The 24,939-nt window shown below is 35.5% G+C and carries 15 protein-coding genes; 3 read left to right on the top strand and 12 right to left on the bottom strand.

The annotated features are described in order from the left end of the window. Positions 1-146: 146 nt before the first annotated feature. The gene (locus JJQ93_RS01625) at positions 147-1,469 is read right to left on the bottom strand and encodes a sugar ABC transporter substrate-binding protein (protein ID WP_085113007.1); all 1,323 of its coding nucleotides are present in this window, start codon (positions 1,467-1,469) and stop codon (positions 147-149) included. Between the two features lie 258 nt (positions 1,470-1,727). Between JJQ93_RS01625 and JJQ93_RS01620 the strand changes: the two genes are divergently transcribed. After that, positions 1,728-2,969: an endo-1,4-beta-xylanase gene (locus JJQ93_RS01620; protein WP_274892535.1), complete on the top strand. Its 1,242-nt coding sequence runs from the start codon at positions 1,728-1,730 to the stop codon at positions 2,967-2,969. A gap of 52 nt (positions 2,970-3,021) precedes the next feature. Here the strand turns inward: JJQ93_RS01620 and JJQ93_RS01610 are convergent, their stop codons facing one another. The 4 genes from JJQ93_RS01610 to JJQ93_RS01595 all read right to left on the bottom strand — a co-directional run bounded on the left by JJQ93_RS01610 (position 3,022) and on the right by JJQ93_RS01595 (position 10,115). After that, complete coding sequence (locus JJQ93_RS01610) at positions 3,022-6,297, bottom strand: endo-1,4-beta-xylanase (protein WP_350494215.1); 3,276 nt, start codon at positions 6,295-6,297, stop codon at positions 3,022-3,024. 130 nt (positions 6,298-6,427) lie between these two features. Beyond that, positions 6,428-7,333, bottom strand: a complete 906-nt coding sequence (locus JJQ93_RS01605; protein WP_085113010.1) for a carbohydrate ABC transporter permease — start codon at positions 7,331-7,333, stop codon at positions 6,428-6,430. Positions 7,334-7,364: 31 nt separating this feature from the next. Continuing rightward, on the bottom strand, positions 7,365-8,342 hold the full coding sequence (locus tag JJQ93_RS01600) for an ABC transporter permease (protein ID WP_143588989.1): 978 nt from the start codon (positions 8,340-8,342) through the stop codon (positions 7,365-7,367). A 93-nt stretch (positions 8,343-8,435) separates the two neighbouring features. Continuing rightward, entirely contained in the window at positions 8,436-10,115 is a 1,680-nt protein-coding gene (locus JJQ93_RS01595; protein ID WP_274892534.1) for an ABC transporter substrate-binding protein, read from the bottom strand. A 540-nt stretch (positions 10,116-10,655) separates the two neighbouring features. Here JJQ93_RS01595 and JJQ93_RS01590 point away from each other — a divergent pair. Further along, on the top strand, positions 10,656-12,404 hold the full coding sequence (locus JJQ93_RS01590) for a sensor histidine kinase (RefSeq protein ID WP_274892533.1): 1,749 nt from the start codon (positions 10,656-10,658) through the stop codon (positions 12,402-12,404). A 1-nt stretch (position 12,405) separates the two neighbouring features. Continuing rightward, positions 12,406-14,013: a response regulator gene (locus tag JJQ93_RS01585; protein WP_085113013.1), complete on the top strand. Its 1,608-nt coding sequence runs from the start codon at positions 12,406-12,408 to the stop codon at positions 14,011-14,013. A gap of 20 nt (positions 14,014-14,033) precedes the next feature. Here the strand turns inward: JJQ93_RS01585 and JJQ93_RS01580 are convergent, their stop codons facing one another. The 7 genes from JJQ93_RS01580 to JJQ93_RS01550 all read right to left on the bottom strand — a co-directional run bounded on the left by JJQ93_RS01580 (position 14,034) and on the right by JJQ93_RS01550 (position 24,822). After that, complete coding sequence (locus JJQ93_RS01580) at positions 14,034-14,996, bottom strand: acetylxylan esterase (protein WP_085113014.1); 963 nt, start codon at positions 14,994-14,996, stop codon at positions 14,034-14,036. A gap of 21 nt (positions 14,997-15,017) precedes the next feature. Then, on the bottom strand, positions 15,018-16,520 hold the full coding sequence (locus JJQ93_RS01575; protein ID WP_085113015.1) for a GH39 family glycosyl hydrolase: 1,503 nt from the start codon (positions 16,518-16,520) through the stop codon (positions 15,018-15,020). Between the two features lie 17 nt (positions 16,521-16,537). Continuing rightward, on the bottom strand, positions 16,538-18,580 hold the full coding sequence (locus JJQ93_RS01570) for a glycoside hydrolase family 52 protein (protein ID WP_274892532.1): 2,043 nt from the start codon (positions 18,578-18,580) through the stop codon (positions 16,538-16,540). Between the two features lie 30 nt (positions 18,581-18,610). After that, on the bottom strand, positions 18,611-19,681 hold the full coding sequence (locus JJQ93_RS01565) for a Gfo/Idh/MocA family protein (protein WP_274892530.1): 1,071 nt from the start codon (positions 19,679-19,681) through the stop codon (positions 18,611-18,613). Positions 19,682-19,699: 18 nt separating this feature from the next. Further along, a complete protein-coding gene (locus tag JJQ93_RS01560) occupies positions 19,700-20,860 on the bottom strand; it encodes a Gfo/Idh/MocA family protein (RefSeq protein ID WP_274892529.1) in 1,161 nt (386 codons plus the stop codon). A gap of 89 nt (positions 20,861-20,949) precedes the next feature. Beyond that, positions 20,950-23,022, bottom strand: coding sequence for an alpha-glucuronidase family glycosyl hydrolase (locus tag JJQ93_RS01555; RefSeq protein ID WP_274892528.1), 2,073 nt, complete (start codon positions 23,020-23,022; stop codon positions 20,950-20,952). A 132-nt stretch (positions 23,023-23,154) separates the two neighbouring features. Then, positions 23,155-24,822 (bottom strand): ABC transporter substrate-binding protein, encoded by a 1,668-nt coding sequence (locus JJQ93_RS01550; protein WP_274892527.1) that lies wholly within the window; start codon positions 24,820-24,822, stop codon positions 23,155-23,157. Positions 24,823-24,939: the final 117 nt, after the last annotated feature.

Here is a 24,939-nt window from a genome sequence, read left to right as displayed (position 1 = left end):
CATCTTTCACTTATATGATAAAGCATCATTAAACTTTATTGAATACAAATTTTTTACCACAATCTTTAATTTATTTACCTATTCATTTTTCATGCATATTTTAAAATACCGCAAAGCAGCTAAAACGCTTTGCGGTATACATCATTTTATTTTCCATTGATTTTTTCTTGCATCTGTTTAGCGTAATCCTGTGGAGTAATTTGTTTTGCAAATAATTGTGCTACCAAATCTTTATGTGTCTGTGCTTGATCCCCTTCAAGGTACAGATCCCACGCAAGGACGCTGTCTTTAGAATTCGCCACGATGTTATTCATTATCTGTATCTCTAAAGGATCGACTTTTGACTGATCTACACTATCGTATTTCCATGTAGGCAAAGCAGCTCCAACTTTGTAAAACTCAAGAGACATATTCTCAGCCAAATATTTTGCAGCCTTTACAGCCTCGTCTTTATATTTAGTATTGGCATTTACAAGTAAAACATCGCTGCCACCGCCAATGTATTCAGTCGGATCTCCTTTACCTCCCTCGATGGTAGGAAATCTTACAGCTTCAACCTTGCCTTTAACTAATGAAGAATCTACTTCAAATGAAGCTGCATCAAAATTTCCTCCGAAGTACATAGCAGCCTTGCCTTGATTGAATTCTGCTGTCGCTTCATCTCTTGTAAGACCCATGACACCTTGGTCAAACGCACCAGCATTTACCATCTCTTGTAGCTTTTCTGCCGCATCAACGAATGCCTGATCTTCAAAAGAAGCTTTTCCATTTAGCGCATCTCTGGAAAGCTGTGCGCCAGCTTCCCGAAGCGCTATCATGTCATAGTACCACATTCCAGGCCATTCATCTTTCTCACCTAAAGCAAATGGTGTTATACCTTTCGACTTAAATGTCTTTATAGCGTCGATAAGTTCGCTAAATGTTGTAGGTATCTTTACATTGTACTTGTCAAAAAGCTCTTTGTTTACATAGAGTACGCTGGCTTGCTGTGCAAATGTCAGACCGTAAACCTTTCCATTATACGTAATATTATTGAGCGCTCCAGGCAACATCTTATCTTTTGTACCATCATTTAAATAATCGTCAAGAGCCAATATCTTTCCTGCATCAACAAATGGCTTTGAAAATCCTCCACCCCAAGCATATATAATATCAGGAGCTTCATTTGCTGCTATTGCAGTCTTTATCTTCGTCTTATACGCATCATTCTCAGTTATACTTTGCTCTATCTGCACATTAGGATTCTCTTGATTCCATTTGTCTACTATATTTTTGACTATGGTCTTTTGCGGGTCGTTAGTGAAGATATTCCAGAATGTAAGCGTTATCTTTTGAGTTGTACCAGATGAATTTGAAGACTTAGATGCATTAGAATTACTTGAACCTTTTGAACCTGTACTACATGCTGATGTGCTGACTATCAACATAATTGATAGTAAAACCAGCATGATTTTTTTAAACACCTTCATGCCTTCACATCCTTTCTATTACTTTGATTAAATTGTTTACAATAATATAATAAAATACCATATATTTAGAATGAATATAAATTTTTTACTACAATCTTAAATATTTTTACTTGTTTAATACAAAGATAGCCCATCGTCAAATACGACAAAAAAGTGCTTTAATATTATGTTAGTCTTATATACATAATTTATTGACTTATCTAATGTATGAGAGTAAATTTTATTTATAAACAATTACATATCATTGGAGGGATTATAATGAGCCTAAATACTTCAGATGAATTAAACCACCGCAAAGGAATCGTTAAAATAAGGCTAACTAAAAAAGACGGTTCACCTATAAAAGACGCTGAAGTCACTGTGTCGCAAGTGAAGCATAAATTTTTATTTGGATGCGGAGCATTCGATTCTCTTCCACTTGCCAATGGTGAATTAGAAGAAAACGATAAAGAAAAAATTGAGGAACGTTTTGAAAAATTTTTCGATGTATTTAATTATGCCACGATTCCCTTTTATTGGGGTAGATTTGAACCTGAAAAAGGAAAGCCAGATACAAATAGACTCAAAAAAGCATCAGAGTGGCTTGTATCAAAAGGCTGCATTGTAAAAGGGCATCCACTTTGCTGGCATACCGTAACAGCACCTTGGCTCTTAGATATGAGCAATGAAGACATATTAAAAGCTCAGCTTGAGCGCATAAAACGTGAAGTAAGCGATTTTAAAGGATTAGTTGACATATGGGATGTAATAAATGAAGTCGTCATCATGCCTATTTTTGATAAGTACGACAATGGAATAACCAGGATATGCAAAGAATTAGGCCGCATTCGCCTTGTAAAAGAAGTTTTTAATGAAGCAAAAAAGGCTAATCCTGATGCAGTTTTACTTATAAATGACTTTAATACATCAATTTCATACGAAATACTCATAGAAGGATGCCTTGAAGCTGGAATCCCTATTGATGCCATAGGAATTCAGTCACACATGCATCAAGGATATTGGGGCGTCGAGAAGACTTTAGAAGTACTTGAGAGATTTTCCCATTTCAACATTCCATTGCATTTTACAGAAAATACGTTGTTATCCGGACATTTGATGCCACCCGAGATAGAGGATTTAAATGACTACCAAATAAGTGATTGGCCGTCAACACCTGATGGTGAAGAACGACAAGCAATGGAAATTGTAAAGCATTATAAGACTCTTTTTGTGCATCCAATGGTAGAATCAATCACATGGTGGAATTTTTGTGATGAAAATGCATGGCTTGGTGCACCTGCAGGTCTTCTTAGACGTGACAATTCATGCAAACCATCATACTATGAATTAAAAAAGCTTATAAAAGATGAATGGTGGACGCATCCTACACGACTTGTCACAAGCAATACAGGCGAATTCGAATTCACAGGCTTTTTAGGAGAATATGAATTAATCGTCGGCAATAGAAAATTTCACTTTAACCTCGATAAAAGAAGCACATCAATAGAAATTACAGTCTAAGTTAATACAAAGCAAAAGACAGAAGGAATAATTTTTCCCTCTGTCTTTTTGCTTACAGATTATTTGTTTTTTCTAATAAACTGTATACGATAGCCGCTGCTTCCGCTCTCGTAGCATTTCCTTTAGGTGCAAATACGTTGTTGGGCTCTCCATTTACTATCCCTAATTTTGCTGCGTTTGCCACTACATTTCTTGCCCAGTCGCTTATGGATTTGTCATCGCTAAATGATGTGGCACCTAAGTTTTCTTCTTTGTACTGTGTCAGCATCTCGTATGCCCTCATGGCTATTGCTGTCATCTCTTCTCTTGTTATGCTGTCATTTGGCCTTGCGTTCTTTCCATCACCTTCTATTAATCCTGCTTTGTGTGCTGCCTCTATTGCGTTTGCATACCAGTCTCCACTCTTTACATCGCTAAATTCTCCATTGTATGCTTCTTCTTTTATGTTTAATAGCCTCAGTATCATTGCTGTGAATTCTGCTCTCGTTACTGTCTTGTTTGGTTCATACTGAGTATCTGTCATTCCTTCTACTATGTGCCTTGATGCTAATACTTCTATTACATCTTTCGCCCAATTGTCTTTTATGTCATTAAATGTCACACCTTTTTTTAGGACACCAGATGGCTTACCTGTCAGCATCAAGTTTCCAAACCCAGAAGTATCTTGCCATGAATTTCCGCTTGGATCACACCATGTGACAATACCTGTCCTCTTACCATTCTCATCTGCATCATTAACTTGCAAGTCAAATCCTATGACAGTGCCATTTGACGGAGTGATACTCGTCCAAGGGATAGCTTCTTCTACAATATATCCACTTTCTGTAAGGCTAGTTGCCGACTTAAAACCATTTGAATTAGTGCTTGCACCAAAACTTTGTTCATTGTCATAGTTAACTCTAAACTGTCCATCATCACTTTCATAATAAGTTGTTTTATCATTATTCTGATCTACAAAAACTTCTACAGAATCTTGTTCATATGGATTAACACTAGATTTATTCAAATTTGGATCTGTAACAACTGCCAAAACACAAAGGTACTTATCGTCCCACATCATTTTTGCTGTCGCAGTAGCACCATTTGAGCCTAAAACCCATGTATTTGTTGTAATAGGTTCAATATTATTCCAAATATCATCTACTTTGCCATCAATAACAGGAGTACCATATATAGCTGTTGCTATTTGTGCAGATTTTGACAACACTAGATCTCCAAAATACGATGTATTAGTATCTTGACTGTTTGTATAATCATTCCAAACTGTTATTGCATCTATATTGCCACTACCTTCATCATCATTTATTCTAATATCAAATCCAATTTTACTATTGACTGCAGGACTTATATCTTCAATTGGAATGGCTATCTGTGCTACGTATCCATAATTATTAGATGTTACATATTTTGTAATATTTGAACTCCCTGTACCAGCCCTTTTAATTGTATAATGTTCATCATCAGTTTCATAAGAAGTAGATTTATTGTCATTCTTGTCTACAAAAATCTCAATACCATCATTATTAGATGGAGTATTATCTGAAATTTGTATTAGTAAATATAAGTTTTTAGTATCCCACATAGATTTAACAGTAGCAGTTGCACCAACAACACCTTTAACATAAGTATTTGCATAAAATGGTTTTACAAGTTTCCAAGAACTATCAATATTTGCTCCAATCGTAGGTGATCCTTCTAAAGCTTTTGCAGATTGAATATCGGGTATAGCTTTGCTTGGATCTACTACTGCCCAAAATGCTGGCTTCGCCTGCAACTTTGAATCAAAAAGCAGTGGAGCATTTGGTTTACTAAGCCAAGTCACATCATCCGAAACTCCCCAAAAAACTACAGCAGTTATATATTGTTTTTCAGCTTTAAATAAATCAAACAATTGTTTATACAATCTCGCTTGTTTAAGCAGTGCTTCATTCGATACATTACCGTTCATATTCATATCTAATTCGGTTACCTGTATTTCCACACCTAATGAAGCAAGTTTTTCTATAGAAGCTTTTATATTGTCTATATTTGAATTTATATTTATGTGCATTTGCATGCCTATTCCACTTATCGGCACACCTTCACTTTTTAACTTTTTCACTAAGTCATACATAGCCTGTGTTTTAACACCATTATTTTCGATGTTGTAATCATTAATAAACAATTTCATAGATGGATCTGCTTCATGCGCATATTCAAAAGCTTTTTCTATATAATCAGGTCCTATAATTTGTAACCACTTAGAATTTCTTAAATTGCCATTGTCATCAATAACCTCATTTACTACATCCCATCCAATTATTGGATTCTGAGAACCATATTTTGTTTTAAAATGGTCTAACACAGTTGTTATGTGAGTTTTTAATCTTTGAAGTAGTAAATCCCTTGAAGCTGGTTTAGACGGATCAGATGGATCCTGGAAAAACCAATCCGGAACCTGATTATGCCAAAGCAATGTATGACCTCTCATCTTCATATTATGTGCTATTGCATAATCAACAATCTTATCAGCATTATCAAAAGTAAAGTTTCCTTCTGTAGGCTGCAAGCTTTCCGGTTTCATGGCATTTTCTGCAACAAGCATATTAAAATGTTTAGCCGTCAATTGAGCATGTGGATCCGTATCATTTAATCTGCTTGGATCAACCGCAACACCGATCGGGAAATAATCTTTGAATGCTGAATATAAATCCGGAATATCATTTTGTATTGTAATTTGATTATTTGAAATTTCACCTATTACAGAAAAATCATCAATGTAAAACTCTAAAGTAGGATTTTGAGATTCTACATAGATGCTAATGCCGCTGTAATCTGCATCAGGTAAAGTAAAATTGCCTTTTATTTCTGTCCATTCGCCTTTATTGACATTAGCAAAATCATCAACTTGTATATAATCATCTTTGTCAGAAGTCGCTTTGACAGTAGCCTTAATTTGCTCTGTATCGTTGCCATCAACAAATTTCACCCAAAAATCCACATTGTATTGCTGCCCTGGAACTATTTTACCAGTCAAATCATAACTAGGTCCATTCCAATTAGCTGTCCTCCCTGTCGTCAATAAGCTATAATCCCCACTATGAGCTACTCCATACACTGCTTTAACAACAGACGAACCTGTTCCAACCCATCCAGAAGTATTTCCATTTTCAAAAGTTCCATTTGCAATTACGTTCCCGGTTTCGAAGTCTCCATTAGAAACCAGATTTGTATTATTTGTATTAATATCATCCGCAAATGCTCTTATGTGTGGGAAAAACAATGATGTCCCAAAAATCATTATGAAAACTGTAATAATAGATACAACTTTATTTACAATACTCTTCATTCTTACTTCCTCCCTCATTAAAGTTAATTATTGAAAAATTTATTTACTATCACCTCGCAATTTGCATGACTTTGTCTAAATAAATATTTTTAAATACCCCCTTTCATCATTTATATAAATCAAAAACATATTAACCCTTAACACTGCCAATAGTTAAACCCTTCACAAAATACTTCTGCAAGAATGGATAAACCATCATAATTGGAACAACCGCTACTATCGTCATAGCTGCTCTTATGCTTTCTGGGGTAACTGTATTGGAATTGTTTCTTAGTCCCATATCAAATGATGCTTGCTGTGTAAACTGCTGAGTCGACTGCAAAACTTTCTGCAATTCATACTGTAATGTGCTTAAATTTGGATTCATTGAACAAAAAAGCATTGTATCAAACCATGAATTCCATTGTCCAACTGCAACAAAAAGCGTTATCGTCGCTAATACTGGTACACTAAGTGGAAATATGATAGAAAATATTATTCTTAGTTCGCTTGCACCATCTAATTTCGCTGATTCTACAAGACTAGCTGGTAAACCATCAATATAGCTTCTTACAACCATTATATTCCATGCACTTACTATCCCTGGCAAGATGTAAACCCAAAAATTGTTCATAAGATGTAAGTCTCTGATCAACAAGTAATATGGAATTAAGCCACTTGTAAAATACATTGAATAAGTAAAAATTTTCGAAACGATTCCTCTTAAAACAAAATCCCTTCTGCTTATGGCATATGCGACTATTATGCTTGCAATAACATTTAAAACAGAACCTATGATAGCTCTTAATGCAGAGATTATCGTTGCATTGTAAATCTCAGAATCATTTAAAATTGAAACGTAATTAAAAGTCGTAAATTTCCTTGGAAACAGATAAATTCCACCTCTCACTGTATCTATAGCATCGTTAAATGAAACTGCTAATACATGTACAAATGGATACAGGGTGACTATTATTACAATCGTGAGAATAATGTAATTGATTGTGTCAAATACAATGTCTTCTGTACTCAACCTTATTCTATTATTTCTAGCCACTTTATAACCTCCTGAAATTTTGTAAATTAGATTAAAATGCACTTTCACCACTAAGTGCCTTCGATATTCTATTTGCTAATGTAACCATTGCTAAAGAAACAACTGAGTTAAATATACCGGCTGCTGTCGCAAATGAAAATCTCCCCATTGGTATACCATAATTGTATACATACAATTCCAATGTCTGTGAGTAGTCTATAACCATCGGATTTGATAATAGAAATACTTGTTCAAATCCTGCGTTTAATATCCATCCTGCATTTAATATTAAAAGTATTTTTATGGTTGGCACTATTGATGGTAATGTTATGGAGAAAATCCTTCTTATTCTGCCTGCTCCATCTATACTTGCCGCCTCATATAACTCACTGTCTATGGCAGTCATTGCCGCCAGGTAAATTATTGAATTCCATCCAACTTCTTTCCACATATCTGAAAGCGCCATCAAGGGCCAGAAAAGATGTGGAACTCCTATAAAGTTTATAGACTGCTTTATAATGTGAAATTTTAGAAGTAGTTGATTTATAACTCCATCTGGTGATAAGACATCAAGGACGATACTTGCTGCAACAACCCATGAAACGAAATGAGGCAAATATGATATAGTTTGCACCGTCTTTTTGAATTTCACATTTCTAACTTCATTTATCAGAATCGCCAATGTTATTGAAGAAAAAAATCCAAGAAAATATTTTAAAATACTAATTCCTAACGTATTTCGTATTGATTGATAAAAAGTTGGATCTTCAAACAACATTTTGAAATTTTCAAGTCCGACCCAAGGAGATTGGTTTATTCCAACAGCTGGATTAAAATTTTTAAATGCTATTATCCATCCCCACAACGGCACATAGCTAAATATAATCAGCAATACAAGAAACGGTATTACAATCAATACCAGTTCCTTTTGCTGAGCTAATTTTCTAAAAAACTTCTTTCTCTTGTCTTTTTTATCATTTACCATCTTTTCTTCTGATAAAACTTCTACTCTAGCATCTGTAACAGCCATGTTCAATCCTCCAAATAATATTTTAAGCGTAATGAAGTACGAAAATCGTACTTCATTACAAGATTTTTTAATTATTTTAATTATATTGATTTATTATTTCGCGCCCCAATGCTGTATTCTCCAATCAATTTGCTTCTGGATATATGGCACTTCAAGATCGTAATTGGCTTTCTGCATTTCAGAAACGTACTCTTTCCAAATGCTTTCAAACTGATCTGGTTTTGCTGGTATCATTTGTGCTACATATTTTCTTGTAAGGTCAGATGCTTTTTGGTTTGCAATCTTAATCTGCTGTTCACTATCCGGTATGCTTATATCGTATACAAAGCCATAAGGTGTTTCAATTGGTGGTGCCATCATTTGCGACAAATTGGTTATATTATATGCTTTTAATACTTCTTGTTCGTATGGTTTGTATGAACTTGCTATATATTCTGGAGTATCTTGCGGTGATGCAAAATTTCCATCTGCAAGTTTTTCACCGTCATTTGGATGTGGGAAATACCAATATTGTCCGATTCCTTCTTGTTTAGTATAATTGCTATCTTTATATTGAGTTAATTGGTCTGGTGTCATGTACATCTTTCCGTCTTTTACTGAATAATCTTTGCCTTCGATGCCCCAGTTTTCAAGCTTCAAAGCTTCATCGCTGCACATAGCATCTAAGAATTTGAATGCAGCAACAGGATCTTTGCAGCTCTTTGTTATAACAATGCCTGCACTATTTCCTGTCATATTCATGCTATTATAGTCTTCTTTTGTAACACCATCGAAGGTAACAGGCAAAGCAAAAGGTACTCTGTCATAAAGTTTTTGCTGTTCGAGTGAATTAATTGCATTTTGGATATCCCAACGTTGATCGTAAAATCCTAAAACTCTTCCTGATGAAATCAAAGATAGATATGAATCATAATTTCTAGTAAACATCTGCTTATCAAGTATGCCTTTGTTCCATTCTTCGTTCAACTTTTTATAATAATCATGTGCCCATTGGCTTATTGCAAATGGATGTGCTTTATTGTTTTCATCAACCCATACATCGCCTGTATTTGCATTCCCAGCTAAGTAACTTGGAACACCAGTTAACGTAAATATCTTCCAACTGTCAGTAAGAGCAGTAAATCCTACTACTGGCTGTCCATTATATGTCGGATGCTTTTTAACATAATCTTCGATTATATTAAAATACTGATCAAGCGTTAATTTCTTAGGCCATCCAGCATCTCTTAAAACCTCTAATGGAAGATAGAAACCAGAATATGGATATAGGTATTGTGCTTTTCTTGCCGGTGTCAAATAATAAATATGTCCATCTTTTGGGTCTCTCATCTTGTTTAAATCTTCTTGAGAATACCATCTTTTAATGTTTGTTCCGTATTTGTCGATCAAATCATCAAGAGGCACTAGATCATTAGCTTCTCTAAAAAGTTCAAATGTGTTATTACTTGCCACAATTAAATCAGGCAAATCGCCACCACTTATCATAAGTGTCGCTTTTGATGTCTCATCTGTGCCAACAAGATAACTTACTTGTAAATTAACACCTGTTAAATCAGAAAGCTTTTTCCAGACAGGTGTCTTTGTATAGTCGTATGGCGTAGCTGTTGATGTATCATAGAAAAGTGTGAATGTCTTCTTTTCTTTAGTATTATTGCTAGATGTGTTTTTGCTTGTATTATTGCTGGTTGTTTTTGTGTTACTGCAGCCTGTCAAGAGAGCTGAGATAACCATTACAATCGTCAGAATTAAAATAAATAATTTTTTCCCTTTCATCATTTCCCCTCCCGTAAATGTTGAAAAATTTAGAAAAGACTGAAGATACTCTCTATATTATCACCACCTCCGTATAGTTCAAATATATTTTTTATATATGAGTAGAGAAATATTTTTAAATAATCAAACAAGTGTTTAAATATTTACAACATATCTACCCATATATACCATCATTTTGCACTTAACGTTTACTAGTGTTGTCAAATAAACCTTCGTATTGAATAAAGGAACTTAAAAGAAATTAAATAAAACAAATGAATATAAATGAATAAAAATGAATTATTGTTGATACTTGTTTTTATTTCTAACTCTTACTTATAAGAGAATTATATATCAAAAAATTTTTAAAAAAATAGAATTTTTTTACCTGATTCTTTAATTTTTTTACTTTGTCTAATCAACAAATAAACTGGTTACTTTTTTTCTAAAGATGTGATAAAATATAGATAAAGTATTTTGTTTAAATGTCACAAAAGTGATGTTATATAATTTTATGTCATTCAATGCATTAAAAAAATTAGCTCCAAAGGAGTAAATAAGATGTTTGACAAGGTAATTAAAAAGTTTGGAGATCTAAGTATATCCTCTAAAATAGTGTTGTATTACTTGTTTGTGCTTATTATTTCGATTTCTTTTCTTTCGATTGCATACCAAGAGATAAATAATAATATTACCAGCAACAAGGTTATGCAAGTTTCAAATGAAATTGTCTCTAATATTAATTCCAACATAGAGTCTTTAATAAACACCGTAGACAATCAGTCTAAAATATTAATATCTAGCCAAATTCTGCAGTCAGCATTGGCAAATGGAAATGCAGGCAACTATGCAAGCTATATACAGCCAATGAGCAAATATTTGTCAGATTTTTTAAACTTTAATGACTTTATTTCGTCTATATATATTTTTGACAACTTAGGAAACGAATACTTTGTTGATAATGTCTCTTTTAAAAGCATCAGTTTGTCTACAATAAAGACAGCTAAATGGTATGACAGGCTTGTAAGTTTAAGTGGAAAATATATACTAGAAGCAAATGATGGAAATCTCATAGATCAAAGCAATGGCAATAAAGGATATGTATCATTTATAAGAGTCATAAACGATATAAATAGTCAGAAGCCAGCCGGAATCATGATAATAAATATTTCTGAATCTTATTTGTACAAGTATATAAATAGTTCAATAAATACCTATACGTCTGGCATAATAATAAGAGATGAAAATGGCAATACAATAATTAAGCCGACAAACATCAGCAAAAATTTAAACAGTGAAATATATACATTCATCAGTCCAAATGGCTCAACAGTTAGAAAGATAGATGGTAAAGTCTATATAATATCAGACTTGAAAAATGACTTCGGCTGGAATATCATCAGCATAACGCCGTTTAATGAACTTAATAGCCAATTTTGGATCTACAACATAATACTTCTTTTTGTCATAGTCATAAACATAGTATTGCTTTTGCTGGGGCTTCTCTTTATATCGCTTTTTATATCACAACCTATAGTAAAGTTAGTAAACTCCATGAAAGGCATAAAAGACGGTAAATTTGAAAAAGTAGACATCGCCACAGGAAACGACGAGATAGGTATGTTAAAAGACGTGTACAACAAGATGATCGATGAAATAAAAAAGCTAATCGGCGATATAATAAATGAGCAGAAGATGAAAAGAAAGCTAGAACTGGAAGTAATGCAATCGCAGATAAAGCCTCATTTCCTGTTTAATTCTTTTGATGCAATAAGTGCGTTGATTTTGATGAATGACACGAAAAACGCCAGTAAAATTGTGAAAGCCTTAGGAAAGTTTTATAGATCTTTTTTGATGAACGGCAATGAAGAAATAACGATAAAAGATGAATTAGAAATAATAGATAATTATCTTACAATTCAAAAGATACGCTTTGGCAATAAATTTGACGTTATAAAAGAAATTGACGATAGAACATTGCCTTATAAAATACCTAAGCTGATACTTCAGCCTTTAGTAGAAAATGCATTAAACCACGGCGTAAGAGGAAAAGACGGGCAAGGCATAATAACAATAAAATCTCTTTACGCTTCAAATCAAATAACCCTTATTGTCTCTGACAATGGAAAAGGCATGAGTGAAGAAAAGCTAAAGGAAATAGAATCTGGTCAATCAAAAGGAGTTGGGCTCAGATCTACAATTGAAAGGCTAAAAATCTACTACAATTACAACGATGTTGTGAAGATTCAAAGTAAACCAGACGAAGGAACAACTATTGTAATAACTATTCCAATAAATGAGGAGGACTAAGATGTCTGAAAATAACATTAAGGTATTTATAATAGATGATGAATATTTGGAAAGAAGTCTTTTGAAGCAATGCATAAATTGGGAATCGTTAGGAATGGAGATTGTGGGAGAAGCTTCAAATGCAAATGAAGGCATAAAATTAATCGATGAATTAAAACCAGATATCGTCTTTACCGATATAAAAATGCCCGGTATAGACGGCATCGAATTTAGTGAATTTATTTTAAAGAGACACCCATCATTAATAATTATAGTCCTTACAGGCTACAATGATTTTAATTACGCTCAAAAATCTGTAAAATTAGGTATCTTTGATTTTTTGCTTAAACCTATTGACGAAAATGAAGTCTTAAACACAGTAAAAAAAGTGAAATCGTACATTGAAGAAAAGAAAAAAGAAAAGAGAGAACTTGAAGATTTAAAAAAGCAATTATATGAAAACCTACCTTATCTAAGAGAGCGTTTTTTGAATGAGCTGATTACTAGTAATTTATCTGAAAATTCAATAAATGAAAAGCTTGATTTCTTTAAATTTCACTTTAAAAATGGAAATTTTCAAATTGCTGCAATAGAAATCGTAAATTCAACGAACATGAGTGAAGAATCTCGCTTGATTCAAAATTTTAAAGTCAGTAACTATATCAAAAGCTATTTCAAAAAGTTAAAAAATATCATTGTATTCTCTGATCAGATGAATAGAATCGTCATCCTAAGCAACGATGAAAAGATAGATCTATATAAAATTTGCATGCGTCTTAAAAACAAAATAAATAAAGAGCTTGATTGTACTTTAAATATCGGCATCGGCAACATAAAAGAACACATCGGCGAAATTAGAACGTCCTACATGGAAGCCATCGATGCATTAAATTATCACATTGCAGTTGGAAATAACAATATAATACATTATAGAGATGTCCAATTTAAAGAAAGTAAATCGGAAAGCGACACAATGCATCTTTTAAATGAATTAAAATTTTATCTGAAATCCGGATTAGAAGACGATGCGATAAATACTGTAAAAGAAGTTTTTTCTTTGATCGATGTTAAAAGTGAAAACGCACTTAAGTTAATACACGTAAGTGCATTAAACATTATTTCGGTCTGTTTCTCAGTCTCTCTCGAATTAAAAGAGAATTTTGACGATATATATTTATCCGAAATAAACACCTACAACAAGATAGTGAATATAGAGACGCTGCCTGAGATGGTAGAATTCTTATCGTCCATAGTAATAAACACAATAAAGGCTGTCAATAAAGAACAGATTAGCAACATAAACAATTTGATTGATGATGTTAAAAAGTTCATAGATGAAAATCTTAGCGACAGCAATTTGTCACTATCATTCGTAGCAAAGCATTTTTATTTAAATCCCAGCTATTTAAGCCGGACATTCAAAAAGGAAACAGGCATAAACTTCATAGAATACTTGACAAATAAGCGAATGGAAAAGGCAATAAGCCTTATTAAAGAGAAGAACATGAAGTCATTTGAAATCGCCAATGCCGTAGGCATACAAGACCCAAACTACTTCTCATCGTGTTTTAAAAAATACACAGGCTTAAACGTAAGCGAATATAAAAAATTGATAAAAAATACAATTTAAGGAGATGCATAAGCATCTCCTTATGAATTTATCTCCAATATAAACTGCATCGCTAAATCTCCAAACCCTCTCATAGGCTCATGCCCATAATCAGGATACACTTTTATATCCTTTTTTGATTTTATGTTATTGTAGGCTGCAAAAACAGTAGACGGTGGACACACCTGATCCATAAGTCCAACGCACATTAAGACGTCGCCTTTTATCCTTTTTGCAAGATTTTTAACGTCTATATATCCAAGCTTAGTAAATACTTCATTCTCCCTTTCATGCCTTGGATCAAAAAGCCTAAAATAGTCTGTAATCTCTTGGTATGCGTTTTTTGCAAGGTCTAAATCCCATACTCTCTTATAATCAGATAAGAAAGGATATTCAGATACTACCTTGCGTATCCTTGGCTCCAATGCAGCACATGCCAACGACAAACCTCCACCCTGAGAAGGTCCCATGACTGCAACCCTATCTTCATCAACTTCTGGCATGTCCATAACTATTCCAGCCAATTGAGCAGTATCTAAGAAAATATGCCTAAAAAGCATATTGTCAGCATCATCGTCTAACCCTCTTATAATATGCCCATTTAGAGTATTTCCCTTTACACCGCCTACATCTTGAGACTGCCCTCCTTGACCTCTTGCGTCCATAGCCACAACAGTAAAACCTGCCGCCACATAATTTAATTTGTCATTCCAGTCACCTGAATTTGATGAATATCCATGAAATCTTATCAGCGCTGGATGCTTTCCTTCTGTCTTAGGCTTTATATACTTTGCATGGATTCTTGCACCACGCACACCTGTAAAGTACAAATCGTAGCACTCTGCAAAAGGCACTTGAAAGCTACTTTTTTTGAGTTCAATCTTAGGATCAATTGACCTCATCTCATCTAAAGCCCTCTCCCAATACTCGTCGAAATCTTCAGGGCATGGATTTGTACCAGTGTATTCTTTTAGTTTTTGCAATGGCATGTCAAAAAGCCCCATATCGATCCCTCCAAATGCATTTCAATATCCATTTATCTTGCTGTCATCAAGTCCTATATATGTGCTTGATTCGTCAATCCTTTCTGTCAACTCATACAGCACAACCGCATTTTTCCCTAATTTAAACTTTAGATTTAAGTATCCGTCATTGGTAACAGCATAACTTGTCATTATCTCCGGCTTTGCAATTTCTCTAAGCGTATTTATCTCTTTTTTGCTGGGATACCTTGGTCTACCCATGTGTATCCACGTCCCCCATGGATTGCCATGTTCTTCATCTATTAACTGCCTCTTAATAAATACGTCTCTAAATCCAACTGGTACCTCAATTTCATATTCTTTATCTGGATTTTCAGTCTTATCCATAACTTCATTCCACGCTATAAGTGCGACAGAGCCATCATCTCTCCTCGTCACAAGCATGTGCTCATCTCTATAAAGTATTTCTTCTCCCATGGCATTAAAGAATTTAAATGTGTAAAAGGTAGGTTTTGGTATCATATTCAATGCCACAAGTCCAAATCCTCCATGAAACTGTGATCTGGGCACATCTCTTTCTTCGAAAACGTCGCTAAACGTCCAGTAAGAGAATGAATCGACGTAATCTCCGCCTTCGCTTAAAATCCTGGCAATATAGGCAGCATTAAATGGCGTATCGTGTACAGGATTTTGAGGGCTGTAAGATGTGTTGTATTCTGTTATATGGAATGGAAGGTTCGGAAAATGTGAGTTTCTTATGATCTCTCTCACTGTTTTAAATTCATTTAGCATGTATTCCGATGGCATAATCTCTTGATATATAAGGTGTGGCGTATATTCACCTTGTTTGGATGTATACGCATGTCGCGACACAAAATCTACAGGAACATTTTCTTCATAGCAGAAATTCAAAAAGTCTTCTATCCAATAGTCAGCACCACCGCATATAGCAGGTCCTCCGACTTGCAAATTCTCATTTACTTCTTTTATCGCCTTTGCAGTAACCTTGTACAGCTTAAAATACTCCTTCTCATCAGCATCCTTCCAAAATCCTTTTAAGTTTGGCTCATTCCATATTTCAAATGGCCATTTTACCACTTCGTCTATGCCATACCTTGATATGAAATGCGAAACAACAGCTTTTATAAGGTTTTCCCACTTTTCATAATCCTTGGGAGGGGTAACATTACCCTCCCAATAAAAAACTGTCTGTGTACCAGATGCTAATCTTTTAGGCATAAATCCGATTTCCACAAATGGCCTTATACCCATTTCTAAAAATGAGTCGAAAATCCTATCTATATAAGTAAAATTGTAAAAAGGCTTTATTTCATCGCCTACCACATCTTCTCTGTATATTCCTACATCGTCACACAAAAGGCCATGTCCTCTTATATACTTAAAATCTATGTTTTCTTTCACAAATTTTAATGTATCAACGTACTCCTTTTGAAGTGCAAGGCCAAGCCTGCCTGTCCCTACGCAATATCTCCACCTATCAGAAAACTTCTTATTAGAGAAATCTGGTACTTTCACTTTAATCATGCTAAGACCCCCAAAGTCTATTTCATCCACAATACACTTGTTACAAGTCTCGGATACAAGCGACTTCCTCTTGGTGTACCTGTATCGCTGTTTACTTGATCTGTTGCACAATCTTCGCTGCAAGACACCTGTTGCCACATTGCGTGTACCCTATCCCACTCAATTTCTTTATCGCCAAAGTCTATATTAAGCACATCTTTTATCACATATTGACACAAGAAAATTTTGCTGTTCCACGTATTCTTGCTGGTTGACGAAAGCTTCCAACCGCCAGACACTTCATCTATGCATATACCTGGCTTCATAATCGTCATTACATGCTTCTTTAAAACTTTTATAAGCTCGCCAAATACACCATCTTCACTTACAAAGTCAGTATATCCTACAACATATGGATATACCAATGCTTCTACAGCAGGTATTATTCTGGATGTATTGCCTTTTTCAAACACTGCAGGTATATACTGATTGTCTTCGTCAAATTTTCCGACGATAGTATTGGCAGCCTGTTTTGCCTTTTCTAAAGCTTTTTCTGCCTTTTCACCAAGATCATTTTCTTTAAACAAGCCGTGTAACATCACGTAAGCTGCCCATGTCTTTACCCCAAGGTATAGATTATTTCTCGCTTGTCCTAAGCTTTCGTCAAGGCTATCGTAAGTCGTTATTTCCGATCCTGTCTCGCACCTTGAACTATCAACATCCATTATACCATCATTATTTTTATCTCTTGCCACAAGAGAATCGAAACAATCTTCAAATACCCCAATGTTTTTCTTTAACCATTCTTTATCATTCATTTTTATTGCATAGACAGAACCTGTCAAAACCCAATTCAAAAGCTCCTCATGGGTCATGTAGCTGAAACACCCAGTCAGATTTGGAAGCTCATACGATGAATAACCTTCTTTGAAAAAACCATCTGCAACGCCCATATCATGCGTAAATGCAAGACCTGCTTGATCTCTGTAACTGTACTTTTCATAGTACAGATCCAACGTGTTTGTGATCGTCCAAGGATGAAATCTCATTTCCCAGAAGACATGGTCAACTGTCAAATCAAACGTATTTATCATAATGTATTCGCCCTCGTTTACTACCCAAAGAGGCATACCATCATCCCGCTTTAAAAGTTCTGTGCTGGCATAATAACTGTGGGCTGCATGTGCCAACAAAAACTGCCTGTATTCATTTAAGCCACTTTTCTTAAGCTCTTCATCTCTTTCTCTTGCTAAGTTTAAGTAATAATCTTGATTGTCAAGTCCAAATGATAATACTTCTTCCAGCGACTTGAAAACAGATGTATAGTAAAATTCAGTATCGATTCCTGTCGTGATGACGCCGCTTTGATACGTTGCCAATGCCACAGTATATGTCCTTTTCTCCCCTCTAGGCACTTTAAATATCAAAGATGGTGCTCTGCCAAGCCCATGATTTTGATAGTTGTCATTTGCCCATGAAGTCAAAATATCAAGCCTTGAAAGCTCTCTTACATCATCGCTCTTTTTGACAGCAAAACCGTATTTTCTACCGTACACTCCTCCCAAGTACTTTCCATCCGTAAGCTCGGATAATATCCTTTTTGGGCCTTCAAAGCCAAATATCATTTCAGCATCCTTATCGCTTCCAGTATTATCCATCGTCAACTGTATAAAAATTACAGGTGCCAGTGCAAGTTTCTTTTCATCTTCATTCATCAAAGAAGGATCTTTTACGTATCCAAACGGAGTAATGATAGAAAATTTAAAATCTCCCGCTGTCCAAGTATCTGATGCCCAACCTAACTCTCTCTCTATCTCATCTTCGCCAAAGACTTTTATATTCTTTTCTTTCTTGCTTGTAGAGACTTCTCCTGTAAACTCTTCTTCTGCATTTTTTGTATCATCTTTAATAAATGGCAATAAGCTTATAACACCATCTCTTTTGTATCCAATGTAGACATTGTTTTCAGGCGGCCGAACATCATTTAATACGACGCCGCCACCTTTACCACATTTACCAATTACAAAACTTGAGAAAGCACCAAATGCGCTGTGGTGCGCATAAAAAGATTTACTTATCATTTAAAACACCTCTTCTTAAAATTATAAATTTCATTCAACCTTTATAGCTTTTGTTTGAGCTTCTAACGCCAACTCTATAGCTTTAAAAATGTGCTCCTGCGTCATGGCATTTTCCGTCCTGTTTAATGAGTCCAGTATCAAGTCACCAAAGAAAGGAAATCCTACCTTCCCCTTTACATCTATCAAAAATTCACCATCTTTGTTTACTAAGTACACATGATCTGGAGCATTTTCTCTGGCAACATCGATATACTTTCTTAGCTCTATGTAGCCTTCTGTGCCTAATATAAACAGCCTTCCATCGCCCCATGTGCCAAGTCCCTCAGGTGTAAACCAATCAAGCCTGAAATAACCTGTTGCACCATTATCTCCAATTAGCGTTACGTCGCCAAAATCTTCAAATGTAGGATATTGCTTGTGATTGTAATTTGCTACTTTTGATGATTGGACTTTTGCGTCTTTTGCATCTGTATAATACAAAAACTGCTCTATCTGATGACTGCCTATGTCACATAGTATGCCTCCAAATTTGTCTTTTTCGTAAAACCAATCTGGCCTTCCTTTTCCTTCTCTGTGTGGTCCCATCCCTAATACTTGTATTACTCTGCCTATTGCTCCTTTTTCTATTAACTGTCCAGCATAAACTGATGCTTCATTGTGAAGCCTCTCTCCATAGTACACGGCATATTTTTTATTTGTCTTTTTGACTTTTTCTTTTGCTTTTTCTAATTGCTGCCATGTCGTCATTGGAGGTTTATCTGCAAAGTAGTCTTTTCCTGCATCCATTGCTTTTAATCCTATGTCACATCTTTCTGATGGTATTGCTGCACTTGCTACTAATCTTACTTCACTGTCCATCAGTATTTCATCTTCACTGCGAGCTTTTTTAGCAGTAGGAAATGCTTTTATGAATTTTTCTACTTTCTCTGGATCTTTGTCGTAGACCCACTTTACTTCAGCACCAGCTTCTACTAGTCCTTTTGTCATGCCATATATGTGCCCATGATCTAATCCAATGGCTGCAAATTTAAATTCTCCTTCACTGCAGACTTTTTTAGCTTTGCTTTCAGGCATATAGTACATACCGTTTTCTTTGCTCATTTGGTGTTCCTCCTTTATTTACTTTATTTCCCTTCCAAATGTTATGCGTTCGTCGTTGAAATTTTCTACAAACGTTTTTTTCTCATAAAAATGAGGCACTCTTGCCATTATGCCATCTACTGTATAGAATGGATCATCTTTTTCAAGTGGCAATTTGACAGCTTCTTTTGTTGTAGCTGCTTTGTATATGGCAGTTATAAGCTCTATAGCATTTCTTCCATCGCTACCACTTACCAAGATTTCATGGTTTGATTCTAACGCTTTTAATACATCGTCAATCTGTGGAGTGTGCCCGCTGTACTTTGTCACATCAAGACTGTCGTAGTATCTTTGTATTTTCTTTTCCAGTTCTTCGTCTTCTCCAGATGGAAAACCATTACTGGATGCTGTAGATGCATATACTTTCCATGGCACTGATATCCTGGCCTTTTTCCCTTGAAGCACAATTTGTTGCTCTTCTCCATGATGAACAACTGAACTGGTTATCTGGGCTAATGCATTGCTTTTGTACTTAAGTATGGCTATTGATATGTCTTCAACTTCGGCGTTATCATGTGCCACATTGCTCATTACAGCCTGCACTTCTTCAGGCATCCCCAAAAGCCATATAAGCATGTCTATATGGTGTATTGCATGATTTAGTGTGCAACCACCACCTTCTTTTTCCCATGTGCCTCTCCACCACAGATCGTAGTATGAATGACCTCTCCACCAAAATGAGTCAACTTGTGCATGTACTATATCCCCCGCTAAGCCTGACTCTACGATCTTTTTTAGTTTCATGAATTGAGTCCTGAAGCGATTCTGCGCTATTACCGACAAGAGTTTTTTGTTTTTCCTTGATGCCTCAATCATCCTGTCGCATTCTTCTAATGATGATGCCATCGGTTTTTCTACGATTACATTCTTTCCAGCATTTAAACTTTCCACTGCAATGACTGCATGTGTATAAGGTGGCGTGCATATGTCCACCAGATCAATATCTTCTCTTTTCAATATTTCTTTGTAATCGCTGTACAAAGTGGCATCATCTAAGCCAAACCGCTTCTTTTTTTCATAAGCTTTGTCTTCGTAGATATCGGCTATGGCGACGATCTTACACCTGTCTTTAAACTCTAAAAAGCCTTGTATGTGGGCAGATGAAATATTACCTGCCCCAATTATGGCTATATTAATCATAATAAACTTCCTCCAATCAATCAACTAAGTTATTAATCTAAATTTTTCGATTTTCACTGTATTTCTGCCTCAATCTCCCTCTAAAGCAGCTATTCATAAATTTTCCTTCCATATTCATCTTTTATTCCAGTCTTCCTGTAAAAATAAGTGTTTACAACATCTCTCCACTCTTTAGCATCAACTACCTGTATGTCAAACTTCTCTAACACAACTTCATATACCTCATCGTCTATTTTCCCTTTCAATTTTATCCAAGCATCCCTCATTTTTTCTGCTCGCTCTACACCTTCAAAATGTGTATCGTATATGTGTTGGATAACCGTCTTACCTGATTTTAGCTTGTGGCCGTAAGGCACATGGTGGAAAAATAGCAAAAGCTCATCAGGACATGTATCAATATTTTCGTACATCTTTGCAACAGGCTCTTTGTACTGGGCTGTGTAACCTGTACCTGTTGCTACAGTCCTATCGACGCCTATACCCCTAAAATCTGCATAATGATACGTGCCCCAATGAGAATACTCATATCCGTCAACATTAGGGCCGTAATGATGGCCTGGGTTTACCATCCATCCTATCCCAAGAGGGCTTGTGTATTCCTCATATATCTCTCTCGATTCCAAAAGCATCGGTACGACTGTATTCAAAACATCTTCATCACATCCAAATGTAAGTCTCACCCATTCCTCAGCAATCTCTCTTGATGAAAGATCTGGATTCCACGCAAGTCTTCCAAAGCCATAAAGATTTGATTGCGCAAGAGGATGTCCTGTCCAGCACTCACTATCTCCTACATTTGCCACCCCCACAATTCCACCGTGCTTTGAACCAAACAAGCTGCCGCTTACGACTTTCTTTACAAACGAGCCTTCTCCTTTCGCAAATGTATCAAAGTCTAAAGCTTCCTTCCAAAGTGGCACAAGGTAACATAAATGTTTCTGTTGTCCAGTGTACTCTTGAGTAATCTGAAACTCCATAAAAACATTTGTCTTCTCCATTGCACCAAATAATGGTGTAATCGGTTCTCTGATTTGAAAATCCATCGGTCCATTTTTAACTTGCAAAACCACGTTATCCATAAATTTCCCATCTAATGGCTTGAAATTGTCATAGGCAGCTTTTGCTCTGTCTGTAGAGCGGTCTCTCCAGTCCACCATGCAGTTGTATACAAAAGTCCTCCAAATGACAATGCCGCCATAGGGTTTTAGTGCTTCAGCCAACATATTTGCACCATCGGCGTGATTACGGCCATATGTGAATGGTCCAGGTCTAAACTCTGAATCAGCCTTCACCAAAAATCCACCGAAGTCAGGAATATAACTGTATATTTTTGATGCTACATCTTTCCACCACTTCTTAACTTCATCGTCAAGTGGATCTGCAGTAGAAAGACCACCTATCTCGACTGGGGAAGCAAAATTTATGCTTAAGTACGTCTTTATGCCGTAATCTCTAAATACATCTGCTATCTTCGCCACATCAGGCAAAAATTCATCTGTAATAAGCTTAGTCTCTTGTTGATGGACATTGACATTATTTATTACGACTCCATTTACCGCAATAGACGCAAGTAGCCTTGCATAATCTTTTATCCTGGAAAGGTCTTGGACTATGCAATTATCTTTAAAGAAGATAGATTTTCCCGCATATCCTCTTTCAATATTGCCATCCATATTATCCCAATGATTTAATATCCTAAAATCATTTTGAGGATTGTCAATGCACGATGCATCTTCCAGATTTTTACCGCTAAATATAGATCTTATGAGGTGAAAAACACCATATAAAACGCCTTTTTCGCTTCCACCGATTATAGACAGTACATTGTGATTATCCTTTTTTACAACATTTAATGCAAAGCCTTCACTTTTAAGTTCTCTTTCTAAATCCACTTTTAATCCTTCTGCCTTAAAATCATCCAGTGTGCCTATAAAAATGCAATTTGACTTTGGTATATTTTCGATTATTTCTATGTCGACATCTTTAATATTCGATAAAGCTTTTTTTAGCTCATTAACCGCATTACTAATAATCCTATTATTGCCTTTAACAACAATATATTTAAAATAATCCTCATATCCATCAGGCACTTTTTCATCGCAAAGTTCATACCTAAGCCAACAGTCATACATTCTGCCAACAAATTTCTTATCGCTAATCATAATATCACTCTCCACAAGTCAATTATATAATATAATACCATTATTTTGAACATTTAATCAAATTTACCTTACTAACATTTTTCCCTTTGAAGGCGTAAGCCATCAAAGGGAAAATAGAATAAACATCATCCATTATTTGTTTTTGCTGCTTTTGTATACATCGTTTGTAAGTTTAACTAATTGATCTACACCTTTAGCATTGACCTGTTGTACATAGCTATTCCAGTCTTTGTCGATAGATGCAACACCTGTTATGAATTTCAACATCATCTGTTCTACATAGTCAGAAATTGGCTGGCTAAGCATATTAGCTTGCTCTCTCTGGCTTTCAGTAAACGGCACAGGCGGTGCAACTGGTAACAGTTTTCTTTGAGTATTCACTTGGTTTTCAAAATTTGCTACTTCTGGAGTCATCATTGATTCAGCAAGATCTTTTGGTCCACCATACAATAAGCAGAACACACCACCAGAAAAGCCGTAATCCTTCTGCAGATTCTTTGTACCACTTGGGTTCAGATTCATATAATTTACGTCAGGCATAAGCTGGAACTTGCCATTGACTTTCTGATACGTTACGCCTTCAACGCCCCACTTTGTAAGGGTCTCACCTGCTTCGCTGTACCACAACCAGTCTACGAACTTAAGAAGTTGTGGGAAGTTTGGATCGTCTTTAGCTTTTGCTGAAATCATTATACCGTTTTCAAGACGGTTGCCTGCAATAACTCCACCTTTTGGTCCTGCCAATGGCAAAATCTGTGTCACTTTAAAGTTACCTTTTCCTAATGTCTGATTCATCTGATTGATCATATTCTGGATTTCCTGCGTATTTGTCATGATGACAAATGACTTACCTGTTACAAACTTCTGTACTGCTTGATCGTCTGTCTGTGTGAAGCTGGCTGGATCAAGAAGCCCTTCTTTTACAAGTCTATTGAAGTACGTCAATGTATCCTTGTATTCTTGTGAAGTTGGATAGAATTCCCAATCATCCTTTGCGCTGTTGTACAAAACAGTTGAAGTCTGTGTCCAATCAAATAGTCCATCGCTACCTGCAATCGGCACACCAAATGTCGGCAGTGCTTCACCTATTAAAGCTTTACCTTGCCATCTATCTGACAATGGATATGTGTTCGGATATATCTCTTTTAATTTTTTCAATGCTGATTCCAATTCATCCCATGTGTTTGGAATCGGTATATTGTTTTTCTCAAATATATCTTGTCTTATTGCCAACGAGTACTGCATTGTATAAGTTTGATGCAACATTGGCAAAACGTAGAACTTTCCGTCAGCTTGCTTTAATGAATTGATGTCATTTTGAAGTCCCCATTCTTTTACTTCTCTTGAGAAATTAGGCATTTGATTTATATAGTCGCTTATAGGAAGTATAGCACCTGATGAAACAAATGGTATTTCTTGCCCGGGATATGTCTTTGGTATTATCTCTGGCGCCTGTCCTGAGCTAATAAGAAGGCTTCTCTTTTGAGCATAATCGCTCATTGGCACTATAGTAAGCTTTAGCGTGACATTAGTAGCATCTTTTATGGCTTTCCACAAAAGCCAGTCTGATTTATAAGGATAATTTGGATGGTCGCTATACAGCATTGTAAATTCCAATGGCTTATCTGATTTAAAATGTAAGTTTTGTGGATCGTTATTATTTGTGGCAGTCTGAGTTTGTTTGCTTGTATTGTTGCTGCTGGATGAAGAATTTTTATTTCCGCAGCCTGATAGCAAAACACCTACAGCCAAAACTACAACTAGCAAAAACGACAACAATCTTTTTGCATTTTTACTCATATGAAATATCCTCCTCTTAATTAATTAAATCAAAAGCTTATGATTATAAAAATTTATTTTTTATGTGACCACCACCCCCTTAAAAATCATCTCAGATAGTCCCTCCTTTTTATTGAA

This window comes from Thermoanaerobacterium sp. R66 (assembly GCF_028895185.1).
Lineage (GTDB): Bacteria > Bacillota > Thermoanaerobacteria > Thermoanaerobacterales > Thermoanaerobacteraceae > Thermoanaerobacterium.
This window is presented reverse-complemented; position numbering and strand designations above follow the sequence as displayed.

Bases quoted from the DNA above. Each gene is read 5' to 3' on its own strand.
- JJQ93_RS01555 (WP_274892528.1), bottom strand. From the start codon at position 23,022: ATGATTAGCGATAAGAAATTTGTTGGCAGAATGTATGACTGTTGGCTT.
- JJQ93_RS01550 (WP_274892527.1), bottom strand. From the start codon at position 24,822: ATGAGTAAAAATGCAAAAAGATTGTTGTCGTTTTTGCTAGTTGTAGTT.
- JJQ93_RS01620 (WP_274892535.1), top strand. From the start codon at position 1,728: ATGAGCCTAAATACTTCAGATGAATTAAACCACCGCAAAGGAATCGTT.
- JJQ93_RS01595 (WP_274892534.1), bottom strand. From the start codon at position 10,115: ATGAAAGGGAAAAAATTATTTATTTTAATTCTGACGATTGTAATGGTT.
- JJQ93_RS01570 (WP_274892532.1), bottom strand. From the start codon at position 18,580: ATGATAAGTAAATCTTTTTATGCGCACCACAGCGCATTTGGTGCTTTC.
- JJQ93_RS01565 (WP_274892530.1), bottom strand. From the start codon at position 19,681: ATGAGCAAAGAAAACGGTATGTACTATATGCCTGAAAGCAAAGCTAAA.
- JJQ93_RS01610 (WP_350494215.1), bottom strand. From the start codon at position 6,297: ATGAAGAGTATTGTAAATAAAGTTGTATCTATTATTACAGTTTTCATA.
- JJQ93_RS01600 (WP_143588989.1), bottom strand. From the start codon at position 8,342: ATGGCTGTTACAGATGCTAGAGTAGAAGTTTTATCAGAAGAAAAGATG.
- JJQ93_RS01625 (WP_085113007.1), bottom strand. From the start codon at position 1,469: ATGAAGGTGTTTAAAAAAATCATGCTGGTTTTACTATCAATTATGTTG.
- JJQ93_RS01560 (WP_274892529.1), bottom strand. From the start codon at position 20,860: ATGATTAATATAGCCATAATTGGGGCAGGTAATATTTCATCTGCCCAC.
- JJQ93_RS01575 (WP_085113015.1), bottom strand. From the start codon at position 16,520: ATGATTAAAGTGAAAGTACCAGATTTCTCTAATAAGAAGTTTTCTGAT.
- JJQ93_RS01590 (WP_274892533.1), top strand. From the start codon at position 10,656: ATGTTTGACAAGGTAATTAAAAAGTTTGGAGATCTAAGTATATCCTCT.
- JJQ93_RS01580 (WP_085113014.1), bottom strand. From the start codon at position 14,996: ATGGGGCTTTTTGACATGCCATTGCAAAAACTAAAAGAATACACTGGT.
- JJQ93_RS01585 (WP_085113013.1), top strand. From the start codon at position 12,406: ATGTCTGAAAATAACATTAAGGTATTTATAATAGATGATGAATATTTG.